26 protein-coding genes and 1 pseudogene are annotated in these 25,396 nt (G+C 67.7%); 17 read left to right on the forward strand and 10 right to left on the reverse strand.

Going from position 1 to position 25,396, the window contains the following annotated elements; genetic code table 11:
* From ACS5Q7_RS22055 to ACS5Q7_RS22065, 3 genes and pseudogenes are all read left to right on the forward strand, one after another.
* A pseudogene (locus ACS5Q7_RS22055) lies at positions 1 to 277 on the forward strand (transcriptional regulator); the annotation flags it as partial.
* Between the two features lie 349 nt (positions 278 to 626).
* The gene (locus tag ACS5Q7_RS22060) at positions 627 to 1,004 is read left to right on the forward strand and encodes a VOC family protein (protein WP_478341415.1); all 378 of its coding nucleotides are present in this window, start codon (positions 627 to 629) and stop codon (positions 1,002 to 1,004) included.
* A gap of 4 nt (positions 1,005 to 1,008) precedes the next feature.
* Positions 1,009 to 1,356: a TfoX/Sxy family protein gene (locus ACS5Q7_RS22065; protein WP_478341416.1), complete on the forward strand. Its 348-nt coding sequence runs from the start codon at positions 1,009 to 1,011 to the stop codon at positions 1,354 to 1,356.
* Between the two features lie 187 nt (positions 1,357 to 1,543).
* Here the strand turns inward: ACS5Q7_RS22065 and ACS5Q7_RS22070 are convergent, their stop codons facing one another.
* Entirely contained in the window at positions 1,544 to 2,674 is a 1,131-nt protein-coding gene (locus ACS5Q7_RS22070) for a molybdopterin-dependent oxidoreductase (protein ID WP_478341417.1), read from the reverse strand.
* Between the two features lie 150 nt (positions 2,675 to 2,824).
* The gene (locus ACS5Q7_RS22075; protein ID WP_478341418.1) at positions 2,825 to 3,346 is read right to left on the reverse strand and encodes a DUF1993 domain-containing protein; all 522 of its coding nucleotides are present in this window, start codon (positions 3,344 to 3,346) and stop codon (positions 2,825 to 2,827) included.
* Positions 3,347 to 3,789: 443 nt separating this feature from the next.
* On the opposite strand from ACS5Q7_RS22075, the gene ACS5Q7_RS22080 reads away from it, so the two are divergent.
* The 5 genes from ACS5Q7_RS22080 to ACS5Q7_RS22100 are packed head-to-tail and all read left to right on the forward strand — an operon-like array spanning position 3,790 to position 8,280.
* Entirely contained in the window at positions 3,790 to 5,010 is a 1,221-nt protein-coding gene (locus ACS5Q7_RS22080) for an ABC transporter substrate-binding protein (RefSeq protein ID WP_478341419.1), read from the forward strand.
* Positions 5,011 to 5,017: 7 nt separating this feature from the next.
* Positions 5,018 to 5,881: a branched-chain amino acid ABC transporter permease gene (locus ACS5Q7_RS22085; RefSeq protein ID WP_478341420.1), complete on the forward strand. Its 864-nt coding sequence runs from the start codon at positions 5,018 to 5,020 to the stop codon at positions 5,879 to 5,881.
* Positions 5,878 to 6,849, forward strand: a complete 972-nt coding sequence (locus tag ACS5Q7_RS22090; protein WP_478341421.1) for a branched-chain amino acid ABC transporter permease — start codon at positions 5,878 to 5,880, stop codon at positions 6,847 to 6,849. The genes ACS5Q7_RS22085 and ACS5Q7_RS22090 overlap by 4 nt, the downstream gene beginning before the upstream one ends.
* Positions 6,846 to 7,574, forward strand: coding sequence for an ABC transporter ATP-binding protein (locus tag ACS5Q7_RS22095; RefSeq protein WP_478341422.1), 729 nt, complete (start codon positions 6,846 to 6,848; stop codon positions 7,572 to 7,574). Before ACS5Q7_RS22090 ends, ACS5Q7_RS22095 begins: the two co-directional genes overlap by 4 nt.
* 1 nt (position 7,575) lies before the next feature.
* A complete protein-coding gene (locus ACS5Q7_RS22100; RefSeq protein WP_478341487.1) occupies positions 7,576 to 8,280 on the forward strand; it encodes an ABC transporter ATP-binding protein in 705 nt (234 codons plus the stop codon).
* Between the two features lie 48 nt (positions 8,281 to 8,328).
* On the opposite strand, the gene ACS5Q7_RS22105 is transcribed toward ACS5Q7_RS22100, so the two are convergent.
* The gene (locus tag ACS5Q7_RS22105) at positions 8,329 to 9,561 is read right to left on the reverse strand and encodes an alpha/beta fold hydrolase (RefSeq protein WP_478341423.1); all 1,233 of its coding nucleotides are present in this window, start codon (positions 9,559 to 9,561) and stop codon (positions 8,329 to 8,331) included.
* The gene (locus tag ACS5Q7_RS22110) at positions 9,558 to 10,247 is read right to left on the reverse strand and encodes a GntR family transcriptional regulator (protein ID WP_478341424.1); all 690 of its coding nucleotides are present in this window, start codon (positions 10,245 to 10,247) and stop codon (positions 9,558 to 9,560) included. The genes ACS5Q7_RS22105 and ACS5Q7_RS22110 overlap by 4 nt, the downstream gene beginning before the upstream one ends.
* 196 nt (positions 10,248 to 10,443) lie before the next feature.
* Here ACS5Q7_RS22110 and ACS5Q7_RS22115 point away from each other — a divergent pair, with 196 nt between their 5' ends.
* From ACS5Q7_RS22115 to ACS5Q7_RS22145, 7 genes are all read left to right on the forward strand, one after another.
* Positions 10,444 to 10,836, forward strand: a complete 393-nt coding sequence (locus tag ACS5Q7_RS22115) for a carboxymuconolactone decarboxylase family protein (protein WP_478341425.1) — start codon at positions 10,444 to 10,446, stop codon at positions 10,834 to 10,836.
* A gap of 93 nt (positions 10,837 to 10,929) precedes the next feature.
* Entirely contained in the window at positions 10,930 to 11,826 is an 897-nt protein-coding gene (locus ACS5Q7_RS22120; protein ID WP_478341426.1) for an NAD(P)-dependent oxidoreductase, read from the forward strand.
* Positions 11,827 to 11,828: 2 nt separating this feature from the next.
* Positions 11,829 to 12,656, forward strand: coding sequence for an N-acyl homoserine lactonase family protein (locus ACS5Q7_RS22125; RefSeq protein ID WP_478341427.1), 828 nt, complete (start codon positions 11,829 to 11,831; stop codon positions 12,654 to 12,656).
* Between the two features lie 111 nt (positions 12,657 to 12,767).
* Positions 12,768 to 13,769 carry a TRAP transporter substrate-binding protein gene (locus tag ACS5Q7_RS22130; RefSeq protein WP_478341428.1) on the forward strand — a complete coding sequence of 334 codons (1,002 nt, stop codon included), beginning with the start codon at positions 12,768 to 12,770 and terminating at the stop codon, positions 13,767 to 13,769.
* A 27-nt stretch (positions 13,770 to 13,796) separates the two neighbouring features.
* Entirely contained in the window at positions 13,797 to 14,384 is a 588-nt protein-coding gene (locus ACS5Q7_RS22135; protein ID WP_478341429.1) for a TRAP transporter small permease, read from the forward strand.
* Complete coding sequence (locus ACS5Q7_RS22140; RefSeq protein ID WP_478341430.1) at positions 14,381 to 15,664, forward strand: TRAP transporter large permease; 1,284 nt, start codon at positions 14,381 to 14,383, stop codon at positions 15,662 to 15,664. The genes ACS5Q7_RS22135 and ACS5Q7_RS22140 overlap by 4 nt, the downstream gene beginning before the upstream one ends.
* A gap of 369 nt (positions 15,665 to 16,033) precedes the next feature.
* Positions 16,034 to 16,249, forward strand: coding sequence for a hypothetical protein (locus tag ACS5Q7_RS22145; protein WP_478341431.1), 216 nt, complete (start codon positions 16,034 to 16,036; stop codon positions 16,247 to 16,249).
* Between the two features lie 14 nt (positions 16,250 to 16,263).
* On the opposite strand, the gene ACS5Q7_RS22150 is transcribed toward ACS5Q7_RS22145, so the two are convergent.
* Genes ACS5Q7_RS22150 through ACS5Q7_RS22175 form a run of 6 tightly spaced genes read right to left on the reverse strand, consistent with a single transcriptional unit; the run spans position 16,264 to position 22,064 of the window.
* Complete coding sequence (locus ACS5Q7_RS22150) at positions 16,264 to 17,721, reverse strand: class I adenylate-forming enzyme family protein (RefSeq protein ID WP_478341432.1); 1,458 nt, start codon at positions 17,719 to 17,721, stop codon at positions 16,264 to 16,266.
* 34 nt (positions 17,722 to 17,755) lie between these two features.
* Complete coding sequence (locus ACS5Q7_RS22155; RefSeq protein ID WP_478341433.1) at positions 17,756 to 18,511, reverse strand: CoA-transferase subunit beta; 756 nt, start codon at positions 18,509 to 18,511, stop codon at positions 17,756 to 17,758.
* Positions 18,504 to 19,331, reverse strand: coding sequence for a CoA transferase subunit A (locus tag ACS5Q7_RS22160; RefSeq protein ID WP_478341434.1), 828 nt, complete (start codon positions 19,329 to 19,331; stop codon positions 18,504 to 18,506). Before ACS5Q7_RS22160 ends, ACS5Q7_RS22155 begins: the two co-directional genes overlap by 8 nt.
* A 24-nt stretch (positions 19,332 to 19,355) precedes the next feature.
* Complete coding sequence (locus ACS5Q7_RS22165) at positions 19,356 to 20,072, reverse strand: enoyl-CoA hydratase/isomerase family protein (protein ID WP_478341435.1); 717 nt, start codon at positions 20,070 to 20,072, stop codon at positions 19,356 to 19,358.
* A 10-nt stretch (positions 20,073 to 20,082) separates the two neighbouring features.
* Positions 20,083 to 21,246, reverse strand: a complete 1,164-nt coding sequence (locus tag ACS5Q7_RS22170; protein ID WP_478341436.1) for a CaiB/BaiF CoA transferase family protein — start codon at positions 21,244 to 21,246, stop codon at positions 20,083 to 20,085.
* 35 nt (positions 21,247 to 21,281) lie between these two features.
* Positions 21,282 to 22,064: an IclR family transcriptional regulator gene (locus ACS5Q7_RS22175; protein ID WP_478341437.1), complete on the reverse strand. Its 783-nt coding sequence runs from the start codon at positions 22,062 to 22,064 to the stop codon at positions 21,282 to 21,284.
* A gap of 287 nt (positions 22,065 to 22,351) precedes the next feature.
* Here ACS5Q7_RS22175 and tcuC point away from each other — a divergent pair, with 287 nt between their 5' ends.
* Both tcuC and ACS5Q7_RS22185 read left to right on the forward strand, forming a co-directional pair.
* Complete coding sequence (gene tcuC, locus ACS5Q7_RS22180; RefSeq protein ID WP_478341438.1) at positions 22,352 to 23,668, forward strand: tricarballylate/proton symporter TcuC; 1,317 nt, start codon at positions 22,352 to 22,354, stop codon at positions 23,666 to 23,668.
* Positions 23,669 to 23,735: 67 nt separating this feature from the next.
* Positions 23,736 to 25,394 carry a thiamine pyrophosphate-dependent enzyme gene (locus ACS5Q7_RS22185; protein ID WP_478341439.1) on the forward strand — a complete coding sequence of 553 codons (1,659 nt, stop codon included), beginning with the start codon at positions 23,736 to 23,738 and terminating at the stop codon, positions 25,392 to 25,394.
* Positions 25,395 to 25,396: the final 2 nt, after the last annotated feature.

The raw sequence follows: 25,396 nt of genomic DNA on the forward strand, positions 1-25,396 counted from the left end.
CACGCGCGCCACCGCCCTGCCGGTGTCGGTCGCTTTTCACTTCCCCGGGGAGGACTTCATCGCGACGGTGGGGGGCGGCGAGATCCTGGTACGTCGAGGCACAATGGAGGCCCCCGACCTTGCCTTCACGGGCGACACGATGGCGATGCGTCGGACCATCTACGGCAAAGCTACGCTGACCAGAGATGGTGTAGGCGGCACCCTTGCCTTCACGGGTGAGTCTGCACTGGCGAGGTCCTTCGTCGATCTCTTTCACCTGCCCGACAAATCTGCATGAGGCATCAGTCAGTCAGAAATTGGTCTCACGACGCCGGCGCAGCGAGAGGGACAACTCGAGCGCAGTCGGAACCGGAGTGACCGCTTTGGGCCACTGCGACCGAAATGCCGGTAGGAGAGACGTCCGCTTTGCGGAACCCCGCAACCAAGAGTTTTGGCCGGGTCGGGTCGGAAGCCGTAGGACCGCTGTGGGTGGATTTGCGACCGTCCGCTCCTGGACGGCTCAGGCATCCAAGCGAACCTCGTCATTTCCAGTGCTATCGACCCCAATCAGGTGGTGGAAGCGCCTGTTGCTCGCGATGCCCGGTCCGCGCACACTCATCCCTGCGGTGCCCACCTCGGAGACTCCCATGATCGGCTACGTTACGGTTGGGACGAACGATCTCGAACACGCAGCACCCTTCTATGACGCGCTGGCGCGCGAGATGGGCATTGGTCGGATGATGGAGACCGAACGGTTCATCGCATGGGGTGAACCAGGCGGAGGAGCAGGCATAGGGCTCACGAAACCCTACGACGGCAAGGCAGCGACGGTTGGCAACGGTGTAATGGTCGCACTCGCTGCCAAAGACCGCGCGCAGGTTGACCGACTGCACCGGCTCGCCCTCGACCTCGGCGGCAGCGACGAGGGCGCGCCCGGTCCGCGCGGTGGGTTCTACGCAGCCTACTTCCGTGATCGGGACGGCAACAAGCTCAACGCCTTCGTCATGCTGGAAGAGGGGATGTAGGTCGGTGCCGACCAAGCCGGGCACCATTGATCTCCTCCTTGATCAGGCCCGCGATGCGGGGACTGTGACCGCACGAAGAATGTTCGGTGAGTATGGCCTCTACTGCAACGGTAAGCTGGTGGCGTTGGTGTGCGGGGAGCAACTGTTCGTCAAACCGACCCAAGCAGGCCGCGCTCATATTAGCACTGTGATCGAGGCACCCCCTTATCCCGATGCCAAGCCCTACCTTCTCGTCCCAGGCGAGGCTTGGGAAGACGCGGACTGGCTGGCCAATCTGATCAGGGTGACCGCGGCTGCACTACCGGCGAGCATCGCGAAGGGCAGGAAGAGGAGCCAGGAGCCCAAGGGGTGACGGTCCAGGCATTCACTTCCCGAAGCCGACTTCATTTAACGGCTGACGAGGGTCCGCTTCCGGGATGCGCTGACAGCCATCTGTACGACTGGCTCGGGTCGGAAGCGGGATGGCCGCTCGGGGTGGCATTCTGCCGGTCCACGTCCGCGCGGCGGACGGCATCAGCGGACGGCGGGGTGCTGCCGGCTCACGAGCCGCCTCGGTCCTTCGAAGGGGTAATCAAGCGACCAATGTTCTTCTCGGTCACACTTACACGAACCCGGTGCCAGCAGGTGCAGAGGTAGCCTTTGTGGTTCCAGGTGTCGTCTGGCAGCGCCGGCTGTGTCTGGGCGGCGGCGTCCCAGGCGCGGACCGCAAGTTCGTGCTCGCCTGGAGGCAGATCGAGTTCTGCGCTCCAGAACGTCCAGGCGAACGGCGCGCCGACCTCGTGTTCCAGATCGGCCTGCATCCAGGTCCGGCCTCCGCTCCCGGAGACATCGACGCGTACGATGGCCCTGTCACCGCTCACCGCGTAGCCGCGAACCCTGTTCCGTCCGGCCGTGAGAGCAGTTCCGCGTTCCGGCTCGCAGATCGCGGCGTTCAGAGGCATCATGTCGATGGTGTGTCCTTTGGCCGGGTCCGCCGTCTCTGCGGTCACGTCGGGCGGATACAGCTTGTAGTCGCCGGCCTGGATCAGGTTGTCAGACGGATGGTCCTGGACGGCGAGGCGCCGGAGCCACTTTGGGCTGCGCACGCCGGCAAAGCCCGGCACGACCGCCCGAACCGGGAAGCCATGCTCGGGTAGCAAGGCTTCACCGTTCATGGCGTAGGCGAGCAAGGTCTCGGGCGCCATTGCCTTGCCGAGTGGGATCGAGGCTCCGTACGGGCGCCCTTCCACCATGTCGTGGCTCTCGAAGGCCACATGGAGATCGGCTGCATCCGCGACACCCGCCTCGCGCAGGACGTCGCCTAGGCGGACCCCGGTCCATTCAGCCGTTCCGATGGCCCCGGCATCCCATGGGTCGCCGGATACGGGGGCAACCGCTCGCATGTCGGCGCGACGATTGCCGGCACATTGCATCGTCGCCGTGACCGTGGCTTCCGGGAACCGGGTACGCAGGTCCAGCAGCGAAAGCTCGAGCGTGACACCGGCTCCGCCGTCGACGATGAGGCGCCAGGTTTCTGGGTCGAGGTCCGGCAGATCGCCGTGAGAGCGGACATAGAAGTCCTCCGCCGGCGTGCGATAGGAGGCACGCAGTCGGCTGAGGGGTGGTTCGGCGTTGTAGGGCTGATCGCCATGGACGATCAGGCGAGCCTTTCGCTCGGACAGGCTCGACATCGGGGCTCCCATTCGGTTGAGGACACGGGGGTAAACGCGCCTGCCGAGGTAAGGCTCAATCGACGACCCGGAGACTGCCGAGGCGGAGCCGTCATGCGCGCGTTCACCCAATCCCGCAGATCGAATTCGGGCCCCAGGGAGCGTGAACGACTACTCCGCGGTGCGAATGTTTGGCGGCCCGAGATGCTGGAGAAAATCCGGCTTGCCGACACTCACTCCAGCGCTGCGGAGGATCCCGTAGGCTGTGGTCACGTGGAAGAAGAAGTTCGGCAGCGCGAAGCCGGTGAGATAAGCCTGCCCGTTGAAGCGGTATCCCATGCCGTTCGGGAACTTCAGCTCCACCTCGCGCTCCGCACCTGAGGCCAATGCGGCCGGATCGATGCCCTCGACGAAGGCAATCGTCCTGGCGCAGCGCTCTTTGAGTTCGGCGAAGGTCGCCTCGACGTCGGGCATCGAAGGCGCTTCGATCCCGGCGAGCCGTGCCACCGCATTCTTCGCGCTGTCGGACGCCATTTGATACTGGGCAGGCAGAGGCTTCATGTCCGGAGCCAGCCGCCGGATGATCAACTCTGCTTCCGGCTTTTCCGATGCGGCCTTGTCGAGCCACGCGCTCATGTTGCGAAGCGCGTTCACGAAGATCGGGACGCTAACGTTGTGGATGCTGATGCTCATCCGGGCTGGCTAAGGCACCTGCCACGAAAGGCGCGGTGAGAAGGCGCACACCGCGCAAGGGTGCGTCGGGCGAAGTTGCCGGAAGGCCGACGAACGTCGGCTTCGGAGAAGCGACGGGGGTGGTCCGGGCGGCGGGTATGGGTCGGTAGCAGGCCGTCCGCTTTTCCAGCGGCCAATCTCCGAAGCAGCTATGTCATAATCGCCAGACAATCCGCCACAACCACCGGGTTGCAAGCGGTTACAGCACGTGGATATGGCCAGGTTCGTCGCGGACATCGTCCGCAGCCCGTTGCTTTTGTGAAATCAGTCAGACAATCTGACACAAAGCGGAGGAGATATCGCGATCCGCCGAGCCACCTTGCCCTCCGGCGGGGCACGGTGCGGGCGCGGCCATCCCATCCGCAGGACCGGGAACGGTCCCCGATACTGAGAGGGAGGTCACCATGGCGGATCGGGTGTGCGGAGGGGCGCGTCCAACGCGCCGCGTGGCGCTGGCGGGCCTTGCCGGGGCCATCTCGGCACCGGCCTTGATGCGGAGCGCCTGGGCGGCTGAGACCGTCAATGTCGGTGTCGCCGTGCCGCTCTCCGGGGCGAACGCGCAATTCGGTGTGAACTCCCGCAACGGGATCGAACTCGTGGCCGACGAGATCAACGCGGCCGGGGGGATCAAGGCGCTGGGCGGCGCCAAGATCAACCTCGTCGTTGCGGACTCGACCTCGACGCCGACCAACGCGGCGAACGTCGCCCAGCGGATGATCACGCAGAACCGCGTCAGCGCCATTCTCGGCGCCTTCGCCTCCTCGCTCACCATCGCCATTTCGGAGGTGACGGAGCGCCGGGACGTCCCGCTGCTCACCATGTCCTTCGCTGATCAGGTGACCGGTCGCGGCTTCAAGAACGTGTTCCAGGTGGTCGCCAAGGCTTCCGTGATCGGCGCCGCCCAGTTCGACGGCACGCTCGCCATCGCCAAGGCGGCCGGGCAGACCCTCGAGCGTATCGCCATCATGTACGAGGACACGGCTTACGGGACGGCCCAGGCGGTGGGCCTGCGCGAGGGCGCCAAGCAGGCCGGCGTCCAGATTGTGATGGACGATGCCTACCCGCTTGGCATCACGGACGTCACGCCCCTCATCAACAAGCTTCGGGCGTCGAACGCCCAGGCGGTCTTCCCAGTCTCCTACCTGAGCGACAGCCTGCAGATCATCCGAGTGATGCGCCAGCAGGGCATCAGCATTCCGGCGATCGGCGGCGCCGCCGGGTACGTCATCCCCGACTTCGAGAAGGGCCTCGGGCCCTTCGCCGAAGGCGTGTTGTCGGTGGCGCCCGCCAACTACGACCTCGCACCGGATCTCACGGAGCGGTTCCGAAAACGCTACGGCTACTTCATGGTCCACGAGGCGCTGGAACACGCCGTGTGCATGGACGTGCTGGCCCAGGCGATCGAGAAGGCGGGCAAGGCCGATCCCGCCGCCATCCGAGCCGCCCTGGCGGGCGCCCGGTTCGAAGGCGGCTGGGCCCGGGCCATGACGGGCGGCGCCATCCAGTTCAACGACAACGGCCTCAACACGCTCTCCGTCCCCGTGATGGTGCAGTGGCGCCAGAAGGAGCTCGTGACCGTATGGCCAGAGCCCTACGCGAAGGGCAAGGCCACTTGGCAGGGCTGACGCGGCGATGCTTGCCCTGACCCAGGCCGTCGTCGACGGCGTGATGATCGGCGGCGTCTACGCCGTCATCTCGATCGGCCTGACCCTCGTCTTCGGCGTGATGGGCATTGTGAACTTCGCGCAGGCCGAGTTCCTGATGCTCGGGATGTTCGTGGCGTGGTTTCTCTGGGCGTATTGCGGCCTCGATCCGCTGCTGGCCGCGCCCGCCGCCTTCGTGGTGGTCGGCGGGATCGGCATGCTGACGCAGGAACTCTTGCTCCGCCGGGTGATGAACGCCCCGCCGGTCGCGCAGATCTTCCTGACGGTCGGGTTGCTGATCGTTCTCGAGAACGGGGCGCTTCTCGTCTTCGGATCCGACTACCGCTCGGTATCGACGCCCTATCAGGCGCTGGCGCTGAAGCTCGGGCCGGTCTTCATCAGCGTCCCCTACCTTCTCGCCTTCGCGGCCTCGGCCGTCTCGGGGCTGGCGCTGTGGTGGTTCCTGCGGGCGAGCCCCTACGGTCGGGCCATGCGGGCCACCGCGCAGGATCCCATGGCGGCCCGGCTCTCGGGCATCGATGCGGACGCCATGCGGCGCCTCGCCTTCGGGCTGGGGGTCGGTCTCACGGCCTTCGGCGGTGCCGTGATCCTGCCCTACCTAACCGTCTCGCCGACGGTCGGCGGCCAGTTCGTCGTGCTGATGTTCACGGTTGTGGTCATCGGCGGACTCGGCTCCATCGCCGGGGCCGTGGTCGGTGGCCTGTTCGTCGGCATCGTCCAATCCCTGTCGGGCCTCGTCTTTCCGATCCAGCTGCAGAACCTCGTCCTGTTCTGCGTCTTCATCGCGGTGCTCGCGCTCAGGCCCGAGGGACTGCTCGGAGCGCGCCGATGAGCCGCCCCCTCGCCCTCGTGGCGGCCCTCGCCCTCCTGGCCGCGATCTGCCTCCCCCTCGGGCTCGATCCACAGGGCTACGCCATCCGCGTGGCGACGCTCGTCTTCCTGTTCGGCGCCATGGCGCAGAGCTGGAACGTGGTCGGCGGGCTTGCCAACCAGATGTCGCTCGGCCACGCGGCGTTCTTCGGCATCGGCGCCTACACCTCAACCCTGCTTCTCGTGCATTTCGGTCTCTCGCCCTGGATCGGGATGCTGGCAGGCGGAGTCCTGGGCGCCGCCGCGGCGGCGCTCATCAGCCTGCCGACGATGCGTCTCTCGGGCCATTACTTCGCCCTCTCGACGCTCGCTTTCGGGGAGGTGATGCGGGTGGTGGCGAATTCCTGGTCGGGCCTCACCGGCGGTCCGGTCGGTCTATCGGTACCCTTCGCGCCCGATTCGCTCTGGCTGTTCAACTTTAAATCAACGCTGCCGCACTACTACATCGCGCTCGCGGCCCTCTGCCTGGTCACGGCGGTCTTCGTCACCATCAAGCGGTCGGCGTTGGGCTACCGCCTGCGGGCGGTGCGGGAGAACGTCGACGCGGCCGAGGTCGTGGGCGTCGATACGGCCCGTGCGAAGCTGATCGCCTCTGTGGTGTCGGGGGCCTTGATGGCCATGACGGGCACGCTCTTCGCGCAACTCAACTTCTTCTTCGATCCCGACACCGTGTTCGGCGCCGCGCCGGTCTCCATCCGGGTCGCCCTGATCGCGATCGTCGGGGGCGTCGGCACGGTCGTCGGCCCGATTATCGGGGCGCTCGTCATCATCCCTTTGGAGGAGGCCGCAAACCTCTTCCTGTCGAGCCAGGTCGCCGGCCTGTCGGGCTTTGCCTACGGCCTCATCCTCATCGCCGTAATCCTCGTTCAGCCGCACGGCCTCGCGGCGCTGGGGCAGCGGTGGCGCCGCAAGCGCAAGGGCACGCCGTGAGCGCTGAACCGATCCTCTCCCTCCGGGGCGTCTCGAAGCGCTTCGGCGGCCTCCAGGCGCTCGGCGACGTCACCTTCGACGTGCGCCGGGGCGAGATCCTGGGTCTGATCGGCCCGAACGGAGCGGGCAAGACGACGCTGTTCAGCGCCCTCGTCGGCCTGCACCGGATCGATGCCGGCTCGATCCTCCTCGGCGGGCGCGAGATTGCCCGCTTGGCGCCCCACCGCGTCGCGGCGCTGGGCCTGACGAAGACCTTCCAGAACGTCGCCCTGTTCGCCGACGCGAGCGTCCTCGACAACGTTCTGATCGGCGGCCTGCTGCGGCGGGACGTGGCCGGCGCGCGCGCCTTCGCCGCCGAATGCCTCGCCCGGGTCGGGCTCGCGGGCATCGCGGACAAGAGGGCGGGCGACCTCTCCTTCCCAGAGCGGGCACGGGTGGAGGTGGCCCGCGCGCTGGCCACCGAGCCGCAGGTGCTTCTCCTCGACGAGGTGATGGCCGCCCTGAACCACGCCGAGACGGCCGAGATCGTCACACTCCTGCGCCAGCTCCAGGCGGAGGGTTTGACGCTCATCGTCGTCGAGCATCACATGAAGACGGTGATGGCGCTCTGCGACCGGATCGTAGCCCTCTCCTTCGGCCGGCTGCTGGCCACCGGCAGCCCGACCCAGATCGCCCGCCACCCGGACGTCGTCGCCGCCTATCTCGGACGCGAATATGTCGGCTGACCTGCTCACCGTCGCGAACGTGACGGCACGCTACGACCGGGTCGAGATCCTGCGGGGCGTGTCGCTCTCCGTCGCACCGGGGGAGTTCGTCTGCGTCATCGGCGCGAACACCGCCGGCAAGTCGACGCTGCTGCGCACGATCTCGCGGCTCGTTCCCCGCTCGGCGGGCACAATCACCTTCGAGGGCCAGGACCTGATGCGGATGCCGGCCCACAAAGTCCCTGCGCTCGGCATCGCGCACGTGCCGGAAGGCCGCCATGTGTTTCCCGACATGAGCGTCGAGGACAACCTTCTCACCGGTGCGTTCTCGTGCCGGACCGACCCCGCCATCCCCGCCCGTAGGGAGGAGGTGTTCTCGCTCTTCCCCCGGCTGCGGGAGCGGCGGACGCAGCGCGCGGGCTCCATGTCGGGCGGCGAGCAGCAGATGGTCGCCGTCGGCCGCGCGCTGATGCTGGCGCCGCGCCTCCTGATGCTCGACGAGCCGAGCCACGGCCTCGCCCCCATGGTGGTGGAGGAGTTGCACGCTACGCTGGTCAAGATCCACGCGGGCGGTACCGCCATCCTCCTCGTCGAGCAGAACACGCAGCTCGCGCTCTCGGTGGCGACGCGCGGCGTCGTCCTGGAGAGCGGCCGCGTCGCCCTCGAGGGCAGCGCGGCGGCCCTGCGCGACGATCCCCGGGTGCGGGAAGCCTATCTCGGGTTGTAGCGGCGGCCTCCCGGTCGGGACGCTCGCACCGACCGGCACCGTCAGGGCTTACCGGGCCAGCTCCATCATCCGGTCGAGCTCCGGGACGACATGCGTGCGGAACAGGTCGGGGTGCTCGCTCATCGGGAAGTGGCCGAGGCCCGGCATCGGGACGAAACGGCTTCCGGGGATCAGGCCGGCCAGCGCCTCGCCGTCCGCGACGGTGGCCGAGTAATCGTACTCACCGGTCATCAGCGTCACGGGCACGCGGGCGGTGTCGATCCGCGGCCCCGTGACGTGCCCGTCGAACTCCTCCGAGTAGAAGGCGAGGTCGCCCGTGTACACGCCCGGCCCGCCCTGGGCGTAGATCCAGGCGGCGCGGCGGCGGTGACCCACGGGCCCGAGGGGGCTCATGAGGCCCCGCACGTAGGCCGCGTTGTGCGCGCCTCCCGAGACGGCGGCGTGGGCGAGATACGGGTTGCGACGGCCGGGCGAGCGCAGCGGCGGCTCGAGGGCGACGACGCCGCGCAGGAGGTCGGGCCGCTCGGCCGCCGCGACCAGGGCGATGGCGGCCCCCATCGAGCAGCCGACGAGGATCGCGGGCTCGCCGACGACCTGCTCCAGTGCCGCCGCCACCCAGGCGAGGTAGGTCGCGGCGTCGAGCCAATAGGCGCCGCCGTCCCAGTCCGGCGGCGGCATCGTGCGGCCGTGGAAGGGCATGTCGAATGCCACGAGCCGGAAGCGCGAGGCGAGATCGCTGTCGGCCAGGAGGGCGCCGTATTGACGCGAATCGGCGCCCGCCGTGTGAAGGCAGAGGACGGGCGGACCTGACCCCGCCTCCTCGACATAGAGGTCCGCGCCGGCATCGGCCACACGGATCGGAACGTAGCGCCCACGGATCTGCCGCACGTCGCGCCGGACCGGCGGGGCGGCCAACTCCTCCGGCATGCGCAGGACCTCGACCAACCGCTCCAGCGCCGGTCGCGCCTGGGCGATGCACAGGGGATCGCCCTCCAGTGAGACCGCAGGGTTCGCGAGCTGCCACGCCGTGAAGGAACTCGCCCCACGCGGCGGCCGGGCGGACAGGATCGCCTCCCAAGCCGTTGCATCCGCCGCGACGGCGATGTCGACTCGCCCGGTCGCACCGGCCTCCACCGAGGGCGCCCCGTCCGCGACGAGGAGATCGACCCGCGCGCCCTCGACCGAGAAGGCGACCCGAACGGACAGGCCGCGGGCGCAGGCCAGGAACTCCGGGTCGGCGAGTGCGGGCCGGAGCCGGCCGGCGAGGCTGGGAAGGGTCATGGCCGGTCCTCGGCGGCGGGAGAGGGTTGCGCCGTCAGAAGGCGCAGGGCGACGTCCGCCGCCCGCTGCACGTGCTCACGGCAGGCCGTGAAGGTCTCGTCGGGGTCGCGCCGGTCGATGGCGTCGATCACCCGCTTCAGTTCCTTAACGGTCCAGGCTAGGCGCCCCGGTTCGGAGAGGGAGGTGGCCCGCAATTGCATGTTGCGGTTGAGGAGTTGGTCCAGCATCCGCGCCACGTAGGCGTTGCGGGCGCCGGCGAGCAACACGTCGTAGAATCGGCGCTTGATGGCAAGCAGGTCCTCGCGGGTCGCCCCCTGTCCCCGCTGGGCGAGATCCTCCCACACGGCGCGCAGCTCCGCCCGCTCCTCGTCCGAGGCGTGGCGGGCGAAGCTCTCGCCCGCTAGGGCCTCTAGGACGCCGCGCACGTCGTAGATCTGCGCGGCCTCTTCGGGGGAGAGATGCGCGACGAAGGGCCCCCGGTTCGGCTGCACCGTCACGAGGCCCTCGGCCTCCAAGAGCCGCACCGCCTCGCGGACCACGCTGCGGCTTGCGCCGAACAGGTCGCAGAGCACCCGGTCCGGCAGGTGCTCGCCGGGCGCGAACCGGCCGTTCACGATCGCGGCCCGCAGACCTTCCTCGACCTGCCTCCGCATGGGCTGCGGCACGATCCGCAACGACTCACTCATCCGACCCACCCGCTGCTGAGCATTTCCCGCCGACGTGGATGCTGGTTCGGCGATCGGAAATGCGGCGTCTCCCACGAATGAGCGCCCCGTCCGCGACCGCCGGATCGCGAACACGGCGCTGGCTCTCGGCCCCCTCAAACTTGATTGTCAGATTGACTGACGATCAAGTATAGGTTGCGGGACCAAGGAGGACAACATGGCTGAAAGCGAGCAATTCCAGAAGGGCCTCGAAGTGCGCCGTGCGGTGCTCGGCGCCGAGTACGTGGACGGCAGCCTCGCCAAGGCCGACGACTTCATGATGGCGTTCCAGCGCATCACCACCGAGTGGTGTTGGGGCTACGCCTGGACGCGGGACGGGCTCGACCGCAAGACCCGCTCGATGCTCAACCTCGCCATGCTCACGGCTCTCTCGAAGCCTGTCGAACTCAAGCTCCACGTGAAGGGTGCGCTGGCGAACGGCGTCTCCGTCGAGGAGATCAAGGAGATCCTTCTCCACGCGACGGTCTATTGCGGCATCCCGGCCGGGCTCGACGCCTTCAAGGCGGCCCACGAGGTTCTGAAGGCCGAGGGCGCCATTCCCACGACCTGACGCGCCGCGGCCCATCGCCCCGAAGCGGTGGGCTGATTGTCTTACAATGATCGGCGGCCCCGGAAGCGGGGCATGGAAGGGAGGCCAACCACCATGACGACACTCGACCAAGCCGCCGCGCGCATCGCGTTCTTCGGGCTCGGCAAGATGGGCCTGCCCATGGCCACCCGCCTTGTCGAAGCGGGCTGGACCGTCACGGGCTTCGATCCCTTCCCCGCTGCCCGCGACGCCTTCGCGGCGGTCGGCGGTCGAGCGGCTTCCAAGCCCGGGGAAGCCGTGGAGGGGGCCACCGCCCTCGTCCTGATGCTGCCGGACGGGAAGGCGGTGCGCACGCTGGTGACCCAGACCGAGGGTGTCGCGGGCCGCCTTGTCCCAGGCACCCTCGTGGTCGACATGAGTTCCTCCGCGCCCGTCGGCACCCGCGATCTGGCCGCCGAACTCGCGCCCCAGGGCGTCACCCTGATCGACGCGCCGGTCTCCGGCGGCGTCAAGCGTGCCATCGACGGGTCGCTCGCCATCATGGTCGGGGGCGAGGCGGAGGTCGTCGCGGCAGCCACGCCACTTCTCGAGGTCATGGGTGGGTCGATCTTCGCCACCGGGCCCATCGGCTCCGGGCACGCCATGAAGGCGCTCAACAACTATGTCTCGGCGGCGGGCCTGACGGCGGCCTGCGAGGCCCTGCGGGTGGGCCGCAGCTTCGGGCTCGATCCGACCTTGATGACCGATATTCTCAACGTCTCCACCGGTCGGAACAACTCGACAGAGGTGAAGCTGAAGCCCTTCGTGATTCCGCAGAACTACACGTCCGGCTTTTCCCTGGCGCTGATGGCGAAGGACCTGCGCACCGCGGACGACCTCGCCCGCCACGAGGGCGTGGCCGCGCCCCTCTCCGAAGCGGTCTCGGCCCTGTGGGCGGAGGCGCTCGCCGAACTCGGGACCTCGGCGGACCACACGGCGATCGACGCCTTCCTCGGCCAGCGGGAGGCGTGAGCGTGGGCGAGCCCTACGAGATCCTCGCCCTCCGCTACGCGACGCACGAGCGCCCTGCCTCGGCCAACCTCCTCTACCCGCCGGGCCCCGGCGAGGACCCGCATGACGGGCCGATGCCGATCGACTACTTCGTCTGGGTCTGCCGCAACGCGCAGCGCACGGTGGTGGTCGATACGGGCTTCGATTGGCCGGCGGCCCGGGCGCACGGGCGCACCATGCTGCGCCACCCGGTCGAGGGCCTGAGGGCGCTCGGCGTGGATCCTGAGGCGGTCCGCGACGTGGTCATCACCCACCTCCATTACGACCATGCCGGCAACCTCGACGCTTTCCCGAACGCCACCTTCCACCTCCAGGATGCGGAGATGGCCTACGCCACTGGCCGCTGCATGTGCCACGCCCGCCTGCGGTCCGCCTTCGCTGTGGAAGACGTCGTGACCATGGTCCGGCGGGTCTATGAGGGGCGCGTCGGCTTCGTGGACGGCTCGGCCGAGATCGCGCCGGGCCTCAGCGTGCATCACGTGCCGGGGCATACGCGGGGGCTGCAATGCGTGCGGGTGGAGACGGTCCGGGGCCCGGTCGTCCTCGCCTCCGACGCCGCGCATTTCTACGCCAACCTGAATCAGCAAAATCCCTTTCCCATCGTGGTCGATCTGGCAGCCATGATGGAGAATTGGAAAAAGCTCCTGGCGCTCGCCGGTGACCCGCACCGGATCGTGCCCGGCCACGATCCGCTGGTGCGCTCGTTCTATCCGGCCGAGCCCTCGGGCGGCGGTGAGGCGGTGCGGCTCCACGAGCCGCCGGTGCGGCCCACGGGAGCCCCGGGGGCCTGACCGGCGCGGCGGGCCGGCCCCTCCGCTTCGGGCTTGCGGCAGCGGCCCTCACCTGCAAGGTTATCCAAAATTCAATCTGCGCGAAGACGTGGATCGATGTGGGAGGACAAGATGACTGTTCGCATCCTCGGTGCGCTAGCCTGTGCGTTCGCCTTCGCTGCGCCGGCCGCAGCGCAATCCCCGATCGTCATCAAGTTCAGCCATGTCGTGACTACGGACACGCCCAAGGGCCAGGGCGCGGAACGGTTCAAACAACTCGCCGAGGAGCGCACCAAAGGCGCGGTCAAAATCGAAATCTATCCGAACAGCACGCTCTACAAGGACAAGGAAGAAGTGGAGATGCTCCAGCTCGGCGCCGTGCAGATGCTGGCGCCGTCGACGAGCAAGTTCGGCCCCCTCGGGGTGAAGGAATACGAAGCGTTCGACCTGCCCTACATATTCCCGAACGAGCAGGTGTTGCGGCGCGTGCAGGACGGGCCGATCGGCCAGGACTTGTTCAAGAAACTCGAATCCAAGGGGATCAAGGGTCTCGGCTACTGGGACAACGGCTTCAAGATCCTCACCGCCAACAAACCGATGCACGGGCCTGAGGACGTGAAGGGCCTGAAGTTCCGGATCCAGTCCTCGAAAGTTCTGGAGGCGCAGTTCAAGCAGCTCGGCGCGCTGCCGCAGGTGCTGGCCTTCTCCGAACTCTATCAAGCCCTGCAGACCGGCGTCGTCGACGGGCAGGAGAACCCGCCCTCGAATGTCACGACCCAGAAGATCAACGAGGTGCAGAAGCACGCGACGCTGACCTATCACGGCTATGTCGGCTACGCCGTGATCGTGAACAAGGGCTTCTGGGACGGCCTCCCCGCCGACATCCGCACGACCCTCGAAGGGGCGATCAAGGATGCGACGGCCTACGAGCACGAGATCGCCGACAAGCAGAACGAGAAGGCGCTCGCCGACATCCGCGCCACCGGCAAGACCGAGGTCTACACCCCGACCGACGCCGAGAATGCTGCGTGGCGCAAGGCCTTGGCGCCGGTTCAGCGCGAGATGGCGTCCCGGGTTGGCCGCGATCTGATCACCGCGCTCAGCAAAGAGGCCGAGGGCGCCCCCAACAACTGATCCCGTCGCCGCGCCCCCGGACCGACAATGTTCCTGAAAATCCTTGATCGGCTCGAAGAAGTGCTGATCGGATCGCTGATGGCGGCCGCCACCGTCATCACGTTCGCCACCGTGGTGCACCGCTTCCTGTCCGGCATTCCGGCTCTGCAGGACTATACCGACCGGATCGACTTCGGCTGGTCCCAGGAACTGTGCATCTACATGTTCATCTGGGTCGCGAAGTTCGGCGCGGCCTACGGCGTCCGCACCGGAATCCATGTCGGCGTCGACGTGCTGGTCAACCGGTTGCCGCCGGGCGCGCGGCGGACCATGGTCCTTCTCAGCCTTGCTGCCGGCGCGCTCTTCACCGGGATCGTCGGGACGCTCGGCACGAACTTCGTCTGGCGCATCGGCCACACCGACCAGACCACCCCCGACATGGAGATCCCGGTCTGGATCGTCTACCTCGCGATCCCGCTGGGCTCCTACCTGATGTGCTTCCGCTTCCTGCAGGTTGCGTGGGGCTACTGGACGACCGGGCACCTGCCTGCCCGTGACCATGCCCACGTCGACGGCGTCCCGACGGTGGAGGGCGTCGATCCGGTTCAACTCGGCCGGGAGGGAGGACCTACATGAGCGGCCTGATCATCTTCGGGCTCCTCATCGCCCTCATGCTGACCGGCATGCCAATCTCGATCGCGCTTGGCCTGACGGTGCTGACCTTCCTGTTCACGCTGACGCAGGTGCCCATCGAGAGTGTCGCGCTCAAACTGTTCACCGGGATCGAGAACTTCTCGATCATGGCGATCCCGTTCTTCATCCTCGCCGGCAACTTCCTGGCCCACGGGGGCGTGGCGAGACGGATGATCGCCTTCACGACGTCGCTCGTCGGGCACTGGCCGGGCGGCCTCGGCCTCGCCGGCGTGGTGGCCTGCGCGCTTTTCGCCGCCGTGTCGGGATCGAGCGTGGCGACGGTCGTGGCGATCGGGTCGATCATCTTGCCCGCCATGGTGGCCGAAGGCTATCCGCGTCGCTTCGGTGCCGGGGTCATCACGACCTCCGGGGCGCTGGGCATCCTCGTGCCGCCCTCGATCATCCTCGTGCTCTACGGGGTGTCGACGAATTCCTCGATCGGGAACCTGTTCCTGGCCGGTGTGATGCCCGGGATCGTCCTCTCCGCCATGCTGGCCGGCGTCACCTTCGTCATCGCCAAGCGTCGGGGCTATCCGCGCATGCCCAAAGCGTCGTGGGGCGAGCGCCTGCGCGCATTCCGCGAGAGCGCCTGGGGCCTGTTCCTCGTGGTGATGGTGATCGGCGGCATCTATGCGGGGATTTTCACGCCGACCGAGGCGGCCGCGACGGCGGCCGTCTACGCCTTCGTCATCGCGGTGTTCGTCTATCGCGACCTGAAGCTGTCGGATGTGCCGCGCGTGCTCCTCGCCTCCGCGAACATGAGCGCGATGCTCCTGTACATCATCACCAACGCGGTGCTGTTCTCCTTCCTGATGACCTCGGAGAACATCCCGCAGACGATGGCGGCGTGGCTGATCGCGATGAACTTCAGCCCGCTGGTCTTCCTGCTGGTGGTCAACATCATCCTGTTGATCGCCGGCAACGTGATGGAGCCTTCCTCGATCCTGCTGATCATGGCGCCGATCCTGTTCCCCATCGCGGTGAAGCTCGGGATCGATCCGATCCATTTCGGGATCATCATGGCGGTCAACATGGAAGTTGGCCTCTGTCACCCACCGGTCGGGCTCAATCTCTACGTTGCGAGCGGCATCGCCCACATGGGTATCTCTGAACTGACCGTCGCAGTGATGCCCTGGCTATTGACGATGCTAGTCTTCCTGATCTTGGTCACCTACTGGCCTGCTCTCTCTCTCTGGCTTCCACGGGCGCTCGGGGCGATGTGAAGCCTGCCGGATAAGACTTTCCGCCTAGGTAACAGATAATTTGAGTGTTGGCCTTTGTCAGGAGAGGGGTCACGAATTCCTTCGCAATTTTAGACATATTTAAAAACTATGCCCGTATTACATTCGAGGCGCTATCAGGATTTAACGAAATTGCTAAGCCGGTCGATATAGACGCATCTCTGCAGGAATATTTTCGAAACAACCAGTCACTTCTGTGAGCCGTACGACCGTTCGTGGATAGCCGTTCGGGGTCGCTGAGAGATCATCCGCTTTTCAGCTGAGCTGCTCCGAACCGGACGTACCGCCTACGGCCAGCATCTGCCACCAAGCGTTGCCCTTTTGAATGTCTCGTATGGGTAGATTTCGGCTGTGAACGTCGACGAGTCGTCATTCGACGTCCGACACGAGTTGGCCGAAAGCGAAATGGCTGCGCCTGGAAACGGCGGCTATGAAGCGAATACGAACCCGCTTGCCCGGCGCATAGATAGTAGCGCGGTCGCTTCACCCGCGAATAATGACAATGAAAAAGAAGATATCATAGATATTACAGATTGTCTGCAAATGCAATTTAATGAGAAATTATAAAAATCAAGTTAATACTAGCCTACGAGATCGCGAAGAGCCTTCCGGTTCACTTTGCCAACGGCATTCAGCGGCAATGTCTCCACGGGCCGAATCCGGGCAGGGACGTAGATGCGAGCGAGCGACGCCCGCACGAACTCCTGCAACCCGGGCTCGTCGAGTCCAGCGCCCTCGCGAAGCACCACGAACGCCACCGGCACCTCCCCGAGGTCGGCGTCGGGGGCGCCCACGACGCAGCAATCGCGGATGGTTGGGTGTACGGCGAGGTGCCGCTCGATCAGGGCCGGCGAGATGTTCTCGCCGCCGCGGATGATCACGTCCTTGATCCGGCCTGTGATGGCGAGATAGCCGTCTGAATCGAAGCTGCCGAGGTCCCCGGTGTGCAGCCACCCGTCCTTGATCGGCTCCTCGTCGCTGCCGAGATAGCCCGCCATAAGGGCGGGGCCGGCGATGCGGATTTCGCCTTCGGCACCCGGCGCGGCCTCACGGCCGGTCACGGGATCGAATAGGCGCACGTCCTGGCCTTCCAGCACCGTGCCGATCGTGCCGAGGCGCCGCGCGTGGGGCGGGTTCATGGTCGAGGTGCAGGTCGCCTCCGACAGACCGTAGGAGACGACGAGGGGTACGCCGAACGCCTCTTCGATCTGGCTGTGTAGCATGGGAGTGATCGGCGCCGAGCCGCAGCGCAAGAAGCGCAATCGGGGAAAACGCTCGCCGGGCATCAGATGCGGCAGCATCCGCGCGTAGATCGTGGGCACGCCGGTCATGTAGGTGATGCCGTCCGTGCGCAGCCGACCGAGGGCGGCCTCCGGCTGGAACCGTTCCATCAGCATCACCTCCGCGCCCGCGAGGAAGGGCACAATGAGCTGATTGTTGATGCCGTTCGTATGATAGAGCGGCATGACGTGCAGCAGCCGGTCGGTGGGGCAGGTGCCGGTATGGGCGAGTACCCCCGCCGCGTTGCAGATCAGACTTCCGTGACGCAGCAGCACGCCCTTCGGACGGCCGGTGCTGCCGGAGGTGAAGAGCAGCATCGCCTCGTCCTCCGGGCCGAGCGTGGCGGCGAAGGCGCCCTCCCCCTTGAGGTCCGCGAGGGCGTGCCGGGCAACGCCGTCAAGGGCCGGCACCGCAAGGCGTTCCGCATAGGCCGCAGCAACCACGAGGTGGCGCATGCCCACGAGGGTAGCCTGCTCGGCCAGCACCTCCGGTGCGAGACCGGGCTCGAAGAAGCAGACGCAGGCGCCGGCCTGCATCGCCCCGAGATAGGCCATGATCGCTGCCGGGTCCTTCGGCGCCACCAGCCCAACCCGGTCGCCTCGGGTGACGCCCCAGTCGTGGAGGGCCGCCGCCGCGGCGTCGATCCCCGCTCCGAGTTCGGCGTAGCTCACACGGGCCTCGCCGGAGAGGGCATTGCGGCCGGACCCGGCATGGTGCGCGATGGCCGCCCGCAAGCGGGCACTGATCGACTCTGTCATGGCGGCGCGTCTCCCTATGCCTTGTGCCGGCGCCTCAGCGCAGGCGGATCTTGGCGTCGGCCTCGAACCGTCCCTCGGGATCGAGGGCGGCGAGCCCGGCCCGCTCCTCCGGGCTCGGCATCGGCGTCGGCGCGGCGCCCTCCGCCGCGAAGGAGAAGCCCGTCCGGTCGCGGACTTCCTCCAGGCTCGCCTCGGGATGCCAGGATGCAAGGACGAGCCGGCCCTCCCGCTTCACGAAGACGGCGATGGGCGTCACCACGCCGTGCATGCCCCCGGCAGCGGTCACGAAATCGAGGGTTTCGACGAGGGTGCGCCGGGAATGCTCGGTCCGCCACGTCACGGCTCGGCGGGCGGTGGGCAGCATCACCGCGCCTCCTCCCCCGCCCGGCAGGCGGACCCTCGGCGCGTGCCAGTCGCCGATGCAGGAGACGTTGGTACGGCCGAGCCCGTCCACCTGGGCGGCGCCAAGGAAGCACAGGTCCATCAGGCCCCGTGTGCAGAGGTCGTAGAAATCCTCGTTGGAGAAGATCGAGCGCGAGCCCTCGGCGAGCACGGGATCGGACGAGGAAATCGGCACCTTCGAGGGGTTCGGATCCACCCCGCCGGCGACGTTGATGTAGGTGAAGTCGAACGGATACGCCTGCTTGGCCAGCAGGCAGGCCAGCATCGGCAAGGCCGAGTTGACCCCGCTGAAGGTGATCTCGTTTGGCCGCACGAAACGGGCGAGATTGGTGACGATGTAGGAGAAGCCCGACCAGCCGGCGTCCACGGTCGCGCGCTCCTCACACATGGGCGGCCTCCCGAGCCTCGGGACCGGCGGCGAGGTGGCTGTCGAGCACGCCCCGTCGGTCCTCCATGTAGGCTTCGACGGCGGGGTAATCGATCTCGTAATCGGGCCAGAGGGAGCCGGGCCAAGCGCCGTTCGGCACGATGCTCACCGCCTCCACTAGGAAGTGGGGCACCAGGGTCAGTTCGGGCTGGTCGCGGAACGAGGCGTTCGAGGCGACGCGCTCGGCCACCACCAAGACCCGCTTGGCGGATCGGCTCATGATGCGGTCCCAATGGGAGGTGCCGAAGACGCGCACGTCACCGGCCTCGCTGACCTCGTTGGCCTGGATCACCGCGAAATCCGGGGTGATGCGCGGGATGGCGTAGACCGCCTCGCCGCTGCCATAGGGGTCCTCGATGGTCTTCCAGCCGTTGAGCGCGGCGAGGTCGGAACCGTGAATGCCGCCGCAGGGCATGAAGGGCACGCCGAAGGCCGCCGCGCGCAGGCCCGCCGTCAGGCTCGCGCAGGCATGCTCCTCCAGGCGCACCTGCCCGGTCTCGATGGCCTTCCGGTACCAGGGGGCGAGGCCGAAATTGCCCTCCATCGCCACGATCCCGGCCTTGGCCCGCGACAGGGCGCCCGCCCGGCACAAGAGGTCGATGTCGTAGCCAGGGGATTGCTTCACCACTTCGAGGTCACGGCGGCCCTGGCGGATCAGCTCGCGCACGAAGGCGAAGGGCCCGCGATGCAGGAAGCTGCCGCCCAGTGCCAGCGAACTGCCATCCGGTACAAGCCCGGCGAGGTCGGCCAGGGAGACGATCTTCGAGGCTCCGGTGCTCATGGGATTCCTTCCTTCGAATGCCTGTCAGGCGGCGCGGTAGGCCCGGATGCGGTCCTTCAGCCCCGGCCGCGCGGCCGAGGCGACGAGATCGGCGAGGTCGTCCGCGCGGGTGTCCCGCGCCGTCGCTCGGTTGAGGGCGGCGCCAGCCCATTCGGACAGGCGCACCGACGCCTCACCCGCCCCGTCGAGGGCATCCGGCCATGACGCGACGGGGGACAGGCCGGTGAGGAAGCCGTCGGCCAGGGCCTCCTCGGCGTCGAAGACGCGGCCCTCCTGCAGGACGCGGCGGGCCTTCGAGCCGCCGACCCGGTCGCCATAGCGACGGGTGCCCAGCACCAGACCGAAGGACAGGCCGGGCATGCGGAAGGCCGCGGCCGGATCGGCGAGGCGCCGCCCGCAGGAACAGATCAGATCGACCCCCGCGCCGAAGTTGCGGCCATGGGCCAGCGCCAGCGTATCGAACGGGGCGTGGGCGAGCGCCTGGAGCAATTGCTCAATCCGCACGAAGCGCAGGAGGAGGTCGCCCTCCGACTGGTCCTCGTAGCCGCCGAAATCGAACCCGGCGCTGAAGTTGCGCCCCTCTCCCCTCAGGACGAGGAGCCGGGTGCCGTCGCGCCTCGCCTCCTCCACCGCGTCGAGGAGCGCGTCGACGAGGGGGCCCGACAAGGCGTTCATCTTGTCGGGCCGGTTGAGGGTCAGCACCAGGTTGGTGCCGGTGCGCTCACGCAGAAGCTCGCTCATGCCCCTGCCCTCACGCCGAGCGAGCGAGCTTGAGCGGCTGTTCCTGAGGGCCGAACAGCTCCTCGTTGTGCTGGCCCAGCGTCGGCGGCTCCCGATAGATCGGGAACCCCTTCCCAGAGAATTTCAGGGGCGACACGAAGGTGCGCGTCTCGCTGCCGCCCGGCAGGGTGAGGGGCTGCACCCAGCCCATATGCGCGACCTGCGGATCGGCCAGCGCGTCGGAATAGCTGTTGATCGGCGAGCAGGGCACGCCCGCCGCCCGGAAGCAGGCGAGCAGGTCGGCGCAGGTCTCGTCCGCGAAGTCCCGCTCTAGGATCTCCAGCAGGGCGTGCTGGTTCTGAGCGCGCATCGCCGTCGAGGCGAAGCGCGGGTCCTGCGCGAGGTCCGGCCGGTCGATCGCCGCGCAGGCGGCGCGGTAGAGGGCATCGTTGCCCGCCGCCATGGCGAAGTAACCATCCTTGGCGCGGAAGGCCTGATAGGGGGCGTTGCGCGGGTGCGCCGAGCCGAGGCGCAGGGGATCCTTCCCGCTGCCGAAATATTCGCTGGTCTGGAGCGCGGCCATCGCGAGGGAGGCGCCGAACATCGAGGCATCGACGTGCACGCCCTGTCCGCCCGCGCGCACCTGCAACAGGGCGGCGGCGATGGCGTAGGCGGCGTAGAGGCCGGTGCCGAAATCGGAGATCGGCACCCCGCACTTGACCGGCGGCGCGCCGGGCTCGCCGGTGACGCTCATCACGCCGCTCATCGCCTGAAGCGTCAGGTCGAAGCCGGCCTCGCTCGAGCGCGGCCCCTCCTGTCCGAAGGCCGAGATGGAGCAATAGACGAGGCCCGGCTGCGCCGGGGCGAGGCTCGCATAGTCGAGGCCGAGGCGCTTCATCACGCCCGGGCGGTTGTTCTCCAGCACCACGTCGGCCGAGCGGATCAGGTCCAGCGCCCTCGCCTTGTCGGCGGGGGCCTTGAGGTCGAGGGTGACGGAGCGCTTGTTGCGGTTAAGGGATGCGAAGTTCTCGCTGAACCCCTCGTTGACGGGCGGCCAGGCGCGCATGGAATCGCCCCCGCCGGGATTCTCGACCTTGATGACGTCGGCGCCCATGTCGGCGAGCAGCATGGCGCAGAAGGGCCCCGCCGCGACGCTACAGAATTCGATGACGCGGATGCCGGAAAGCGGATGCACGGGCGATCTCCTCGGATGGCGGACGGCGCGCCGTCTCAGGCGAATTCGCGCGAAGGCGCGCGGCGGGAGGACATGGCGATGGGGTTGTAGCCGAGCGCCCGCGACAGGGTGCGCGCTGTGTCCACGACACCCTCGCTGAAGTCGCGGAGCGCCGCCGGGTTGAGGCGGGCGGCGGGGCCGGAAATGCCGATAGCGGCCACCGGCTTGCCCAGGGCGTCGTGAACGATGGCCGCGAGGCCGCAGACGCCTTCGCGCCACTCGCCCCGATTGATCGCGAAGCCCTGGACCCGGACCTGCTCCAACTCCCGGCGCAGGGCATCGAGGCTCGTGATGGAGCGGGAGGTATGGGCCTCGAGCGGATCGGAGAGGAAGCGCAACGCCTCCTCCTGGTAGGCCAGGAGCGCCTTGCCCGAGGCGACGCAATAGGCCGGCGCCCGTCCGCCGATGGAGGAATAGGCCCTCACCGGCTGCGGGCTCTCGATCTTGTGCAGGTAGATCACCTCCGCCCTGTCGAGCAGCGACAGGTGGATCGTCTCCTGTGTCGCGTCGGCGAGCGCGCGCATGTGCGGCTCGGCCACCCGGCGCACATCCACCCGGGACAGGACCGCGCTCGCCAGCTCGAACAGCTTCAGCGTGCATTCGTAGGCCCCGCCCGGAAGCGCCCGGACATAGCCGGCCGCAGTGAGGGTCTGGAGCGTGCGGTGAGCGTTGCTCTTCGTCAGCTGGAGGGTGCGGGCGATCTCGCTCACGCCGCGCGGCTCGTCGCTGGCAGCGAGGTGCTCGAGCACGGTCAGCCCTTTGAGAAGTGTGCTGTCCATTGTTCCAAATGTCAGAACGCCGTTCTGAGAAATGTGTAGTCTGGCGACATCGACGGGTCAAGGCCAACTTGCAAAATCATGCCTGCGATCTGTTTTGCGGCGCAATGTCGAATTCACAAACATTGGAATGTTGATCCGACGGCCATTGACAGGCTGCAAGATAGATCATTACCGTCGTGAATCATGATACATCGTTCTAATATTTAGAACACACATCGAAGAGCTGCCGGAACAAGAGCGGCCGAAGGTGGGGCGGTCGAACACCGCGGATGGCGAGGAGGGACGACATGAGCGCAGCAGCGGAACGACAAGGGAAGACCGGCGCGGTGATGCGCGTCGTCGGCGGCAACTTTCTCGAAATGTTCGATTTCATGGTCTACGGGTTCTACGCGCACTACGTCGCGCAGACCCTGTTTCCGCCGGGGGACGAGAACTTCGCCCTCATCATGTCCTGGGCGACCTTCGGCGTCGGCTTCCTGATGCGCCCCCTCGGGGCGATCGTGCTCGGCGCCTATGCCGACAAGCGCGGCCGCCGGGCGGGCCTCCTCCTCAGCCTGTCGATCATGGCCGCCGGCGTGGTGATGATCGCCTTCGTGCCGAGCTACGCCACGATCGGCGTCGCGGCGCCCATCGTCGTGATCCTCGGGCGCCTGCTCCAGGGCTTCTCAGCCGGCGCCGAGAGCGGGGCGGTCTCGGTCTATCTGTCTGAGATCGCGCCTCCGGGCCGCAAGATGTTCTACGTGAGCTTCCAGACCTGCAGCCAGCAAGTGGCCGTCATCTTCGCGGCGGTGATCGGCATCAGCCTGCGCATGGTGCTCACCGCCGAGCAGATGCAGGCCTGGGGCTGGCGCGTGCCGTTCATCATCGGCTCGCTCCTCGTGCCGCTGATCCTCGTCCTGCGCCGCTCGCTGCAGGAGACCGAGGAGTTCAAGGCCCGCAAGAGCCATCCGAGCCTGCGCCAGATCTACAGCACGCTTGCCGCGAACTGGCGGATCGTCGGCACGGCGGTGATGATGATCACCCTGACGGCCGTGATGTTCTATCTGATCACCGCCTACATGCCGACCTATGGCAGGCAGGTGCTGAACCTCGCGCCCATGGACGGCTTCCTCGTCACCGTGGCGCTGGGCATCGCCAACCTCGCGTGGATGCCGCTCATGGCGAGCCTCGCGGACCGGGTGGGCGCGGTGCGCATCCTGGTGGCGGCGGCCACGGGGATCGCGGTGTTCTCCTATCCCTGCATGCAGTGGCTCGTGGCCGCGCCCTCCTTCGGGCGGCTGCTCTTCGTCGAGCTGTTCCTCGGCTCCCTCTACGGCATGTGGCAAGGGGTGCTGGTGGGGGCCCTCGTCACCATGATGCCGGCGAGCGTGCGGACCTCCGGCTGGTCCCTCGCCTACAGCCTCACCTACGCGATCTTCGGCGGCTTCACCCCGGCGCTGGTCACGTACCTCATCCAGGTCACGGGCGATAAGGCGATCCCCGGCTTCGCCCTCACCGGCGCGGCGATCATCGGGGTGATCGGCACCCTGCTCGCCCGCAAGTACCTCCAAGCCGGCGAGACCGCCGAGGCGCATCAGCGCCTCGCCTCCCCCGCCCGCGCCTGACATCGCCCGACCCAGCCGCCCGCGGATCCGTCCGCGGGCGATTCCATTTCAAGCCGAGGATCACCCCATGAAGCCGACCCGGGATGCCGCCGCCGAGGCGGGAACGGTGCAGGGCACTACCGCGCAGATCCTGCTCTCGACCCTGCGGGATGCCGGCGTGACGGACATGTTCGCCTTGCCGGGCATCCAGAACGACGACCTGTTCGACGCCCTCCACGGCGCGGAGGGCGTGCGCACCATCCATACCCGCCATGAGCAGGGGGCCGCCTACATGGCCGCCGGCTACGGCATGGCGACGGGCCGGCCCGGCGTCTACGCGGTGGTGCCGGGGCCGGGCTTCCTCAACACCACGGCGGCGCTCTCCACCGCCTATGGCTGCTGCGCCCCGGTGCTGGCGCTGGCCGGGGAGATCCCGCAGGCGATGATCGGCCGGGGCGTCGGCATGCTGCACGAGATCCCGGACCAGATCGGGATCATGCGCCAGTTCACCAAATGGGCCGGGCGCATCCGTGGCCCCTCCGAGGCCGCCGCCCTCACGGCGCAGGCCCTGCGCCAGGCAGCGCGGGCACCGTTCCGCCCGGTCGGCCTCGAATGTCCGATGGATGTCTGGGGCCGCCGGGGTGTGGCGCTGCGCGAAGCGCCCCCCGGCCCCGAGCCGGTGGCAATCGACACGGATGCGGTGCGCAAGGCTGCCAAGCTGCTGGGCGAGGCCAAGCGGCCGATCATCGTGGTCGGCGCCGGAGCGCAGGACGCTTCCGAGGAAGTGACCGAACTCGCGCGGATGCTCCAGGCCCCGGTCTCCGCCCACCGGATGGGAAGGGGCGTGCTGTCGAGCCGGGACCCCCTCTGCGTTGATCCCGTCACCGGCCACATCCTCTGGGGAAGCGCCGACGTGGTGCTCGCCGTCGGCACCCGCCTTCAGATGCAGCTAATGCAATGGGGCCAGGATTCCGACCTCAAGGTCGTGCGCATCGAGGCCGATCCGGATGCGCTCGACAAGATCGCCGCTCCGGCGGTCGGCCTCGTCGGCGATGCAGCTCCGATCCTGCGGGCGCTGCTCGCCGAGCTGCCGGCCCACAACACCCGCCGGGAGCGCATGGGGGAGATCGACGACGCGCGCGGGCGGGCGTGGCAGAAGCTCTCGACCCTCAAGCCGCAGATCGCGCTCCTCGAGGCGATCCGCGCCGAATTGCCGGAAGACGGACTCTTCGTCGATGAGCTGACCCAGCTCGGCTATGCGAGCCGTGCCCTGTTCCCGGTCTACGCCCCGCGCACCTTCCTCTCCCCCGGCTACCAGGGGACGCTGGGCTGGGGCATGGCGGCGGCTTTGGGCGCCCAGGTCGCCAAGCCCGGCACGAAGGTGGTCTCGGTGATCGGCGATGGCGGCTTCCTGTTCAATGCCCAGGAACTCGCCACCGCCGTGCAGCACCGCATCCCCCTCGTTACTGTGCTCGCCAACGACGACGCCTTCGGCAACGTCCGCCGCATCCAGGACGACCAATATGCCGGGCGGCGGATCGCCAGCGACCTGCGCAACCCGGATTTCGTGCGCCTCGCCGACAGCTACGGTGCCCTCGCGCTCCGGGCCAACGGGCCGGACGAGTTGCGGGCCGCCCTCTCCCGTGCCTTCCGCGAGGATGGCCCGAGCGTGATCGAGGTGCCGGTCGGCCCGATGCCCGATCCGTGGACGATGCTGCGGTACAAGTCCTCGCGTCCTGCCCGGTAGCG

The sequence above is a fragment of the Methylobacterium sp. Gmos3 genome (genome assembly GCF_056430985.1).

Coding starts and splice junctions, on each gene's coding strand:
- ACS5Q7_RS22060 (WP_478341415.1), top strand. CDS start 627: ATGATCGGCTACGTTACGGTTGGGACGAACGATCTCGAACACGCAGCA.
- ACS5Q7_RS22070 (WP_478341417.1), bottom strand. CDS start 2,674: ATGTCGAGCCTGTCCGAGCGAAAGGCTCGCCTGATCGTCCATGGCGAT.
- ACS5Q7_RS22075 (WP_478341418.1), bottom strand. CDS start 3,346: ATGAGCATCAGCATCCACAACGTTAGCGTCCCGATCTTCGTGAACGCG.
- ACS5Q7_RS22080 (WP_478341419.1), top strand. CDS start 3,790: ATGGCGGATCGGGTGTGCGGAGGGGCGCGTCCAACGCGCCGCGTGGCG.
- ACS5Q7_RS22085 (WP_478341420.1), top strand. CDS start 5,018: ATGCTTGCCCTGACCCAGGCCGTCGTCGACGGCGTGATGATCGGCGGC.
- ACS5Q7_RS22090 (WP_478341421.1), top strand. CDS start 5,878: ATGAGCCGCCCCCTCGCCCTCGTGGCGGCCCTCGCCCTCCTGGCCGCG.
- ACS5Q7_RS22105 (WP_478341423.1), bottom strand. CDS start 9,561: ATGACCCTTCCCAGCCTCGCCGGCCGGCTCCGGCCCGCACTCGCCGAC.
- ACS5Q7_RS22110 (WP_478341424.1), bottom strand. CDS start 10,247: ATGAGTGAGTCGTTGCGGATCGTGCCGCAGCCCATGCGGAGGCAGGTC.
- ACS5Q7_RS22115 (WP_478341425.1), top strand. CDS start 10,444: ATGGCTGAAAGCGAGCAATTCCAGAAGGGCCTCGAAGTGCGCCGTGCG.
- ACS5Q7_RS22120 (WP_478341426.1), top strand. CDS start 10,930: ATGACGACACTCGACCAAGCCGCCGCGCGCATCGCGTTCTTCGGGCTC.
- ACS5Q7_RS22130 (WP_478341428.1), top strand. CDS start 12,768: ATGACTGTTCGCATCCTCGGTGCGCTAGCCTGTGCGTTCGCCTTCGCT.
- ACS5Q7_RS22135 (WP_478341429.1), top strand. CDS start 13,797: ATGTTCCTGAAAATCCTTGATCGGCTCGAAGAAGTGCTGATCGGATCG.
- ACS5Q7_RS22140 (WP_478341430.1), top strand. CDS start 14,381: ATGAGCGGCCTGATCATCTTCGGGCTCCTCATCGCCCTCATGCTGACC.
- ACS5Q7_RS22150 (WP_478341432.1), bottom strand. CDS start 17,721: ATGACAGAGTCGATCAGTGCCCGCTTGCGGGCGGCCATCGCGCACCAT.
- ACS5Q7_RS22155 (WP_478341433.1), bottom strand. CDS start 18,511: ATGTGTGAGGAGCGCGCGACCGTGGACGCCGGCTGGTCGGGCTTCTCC.
- ACS5Q7_RS22160 (WP_478341434.1), bottom strand. CDS start 19,331: ATGAGCACCGGAGCCTCGAAGATCGTCTCCCTGGCCGACCTCGCCGGG.
- ACS5Q7_RS22165 (WP_478341435.1), bottom strand. CDS start 20,072: ATGAGCGAGCTTCTGCGTGAGCGCACCGGCACCAACCTGGTGCTGACC.
- ACS5Q7_RS22175 (WP_478341437.1), bottom strand. CDS start 22,064: ATGGACAGCACACTTCTCAAAGGGCTGACCGTGCTCGAGCACCTCGCT.
- tcuC (WP_478341438.1), top strand. CDS start 22,352: ATGAGCGCAGCAGCGGAACGACAAGGGAAGACCGGCGCGGTGATGCGC.
- ACS5Q7_RS22185 (WP_478341439.1), top strand. CDS start 23,736: ATGAAGCCGACCCGGGATGCCGCCGCCGAGGCGGGAACGGTGCAGGGC.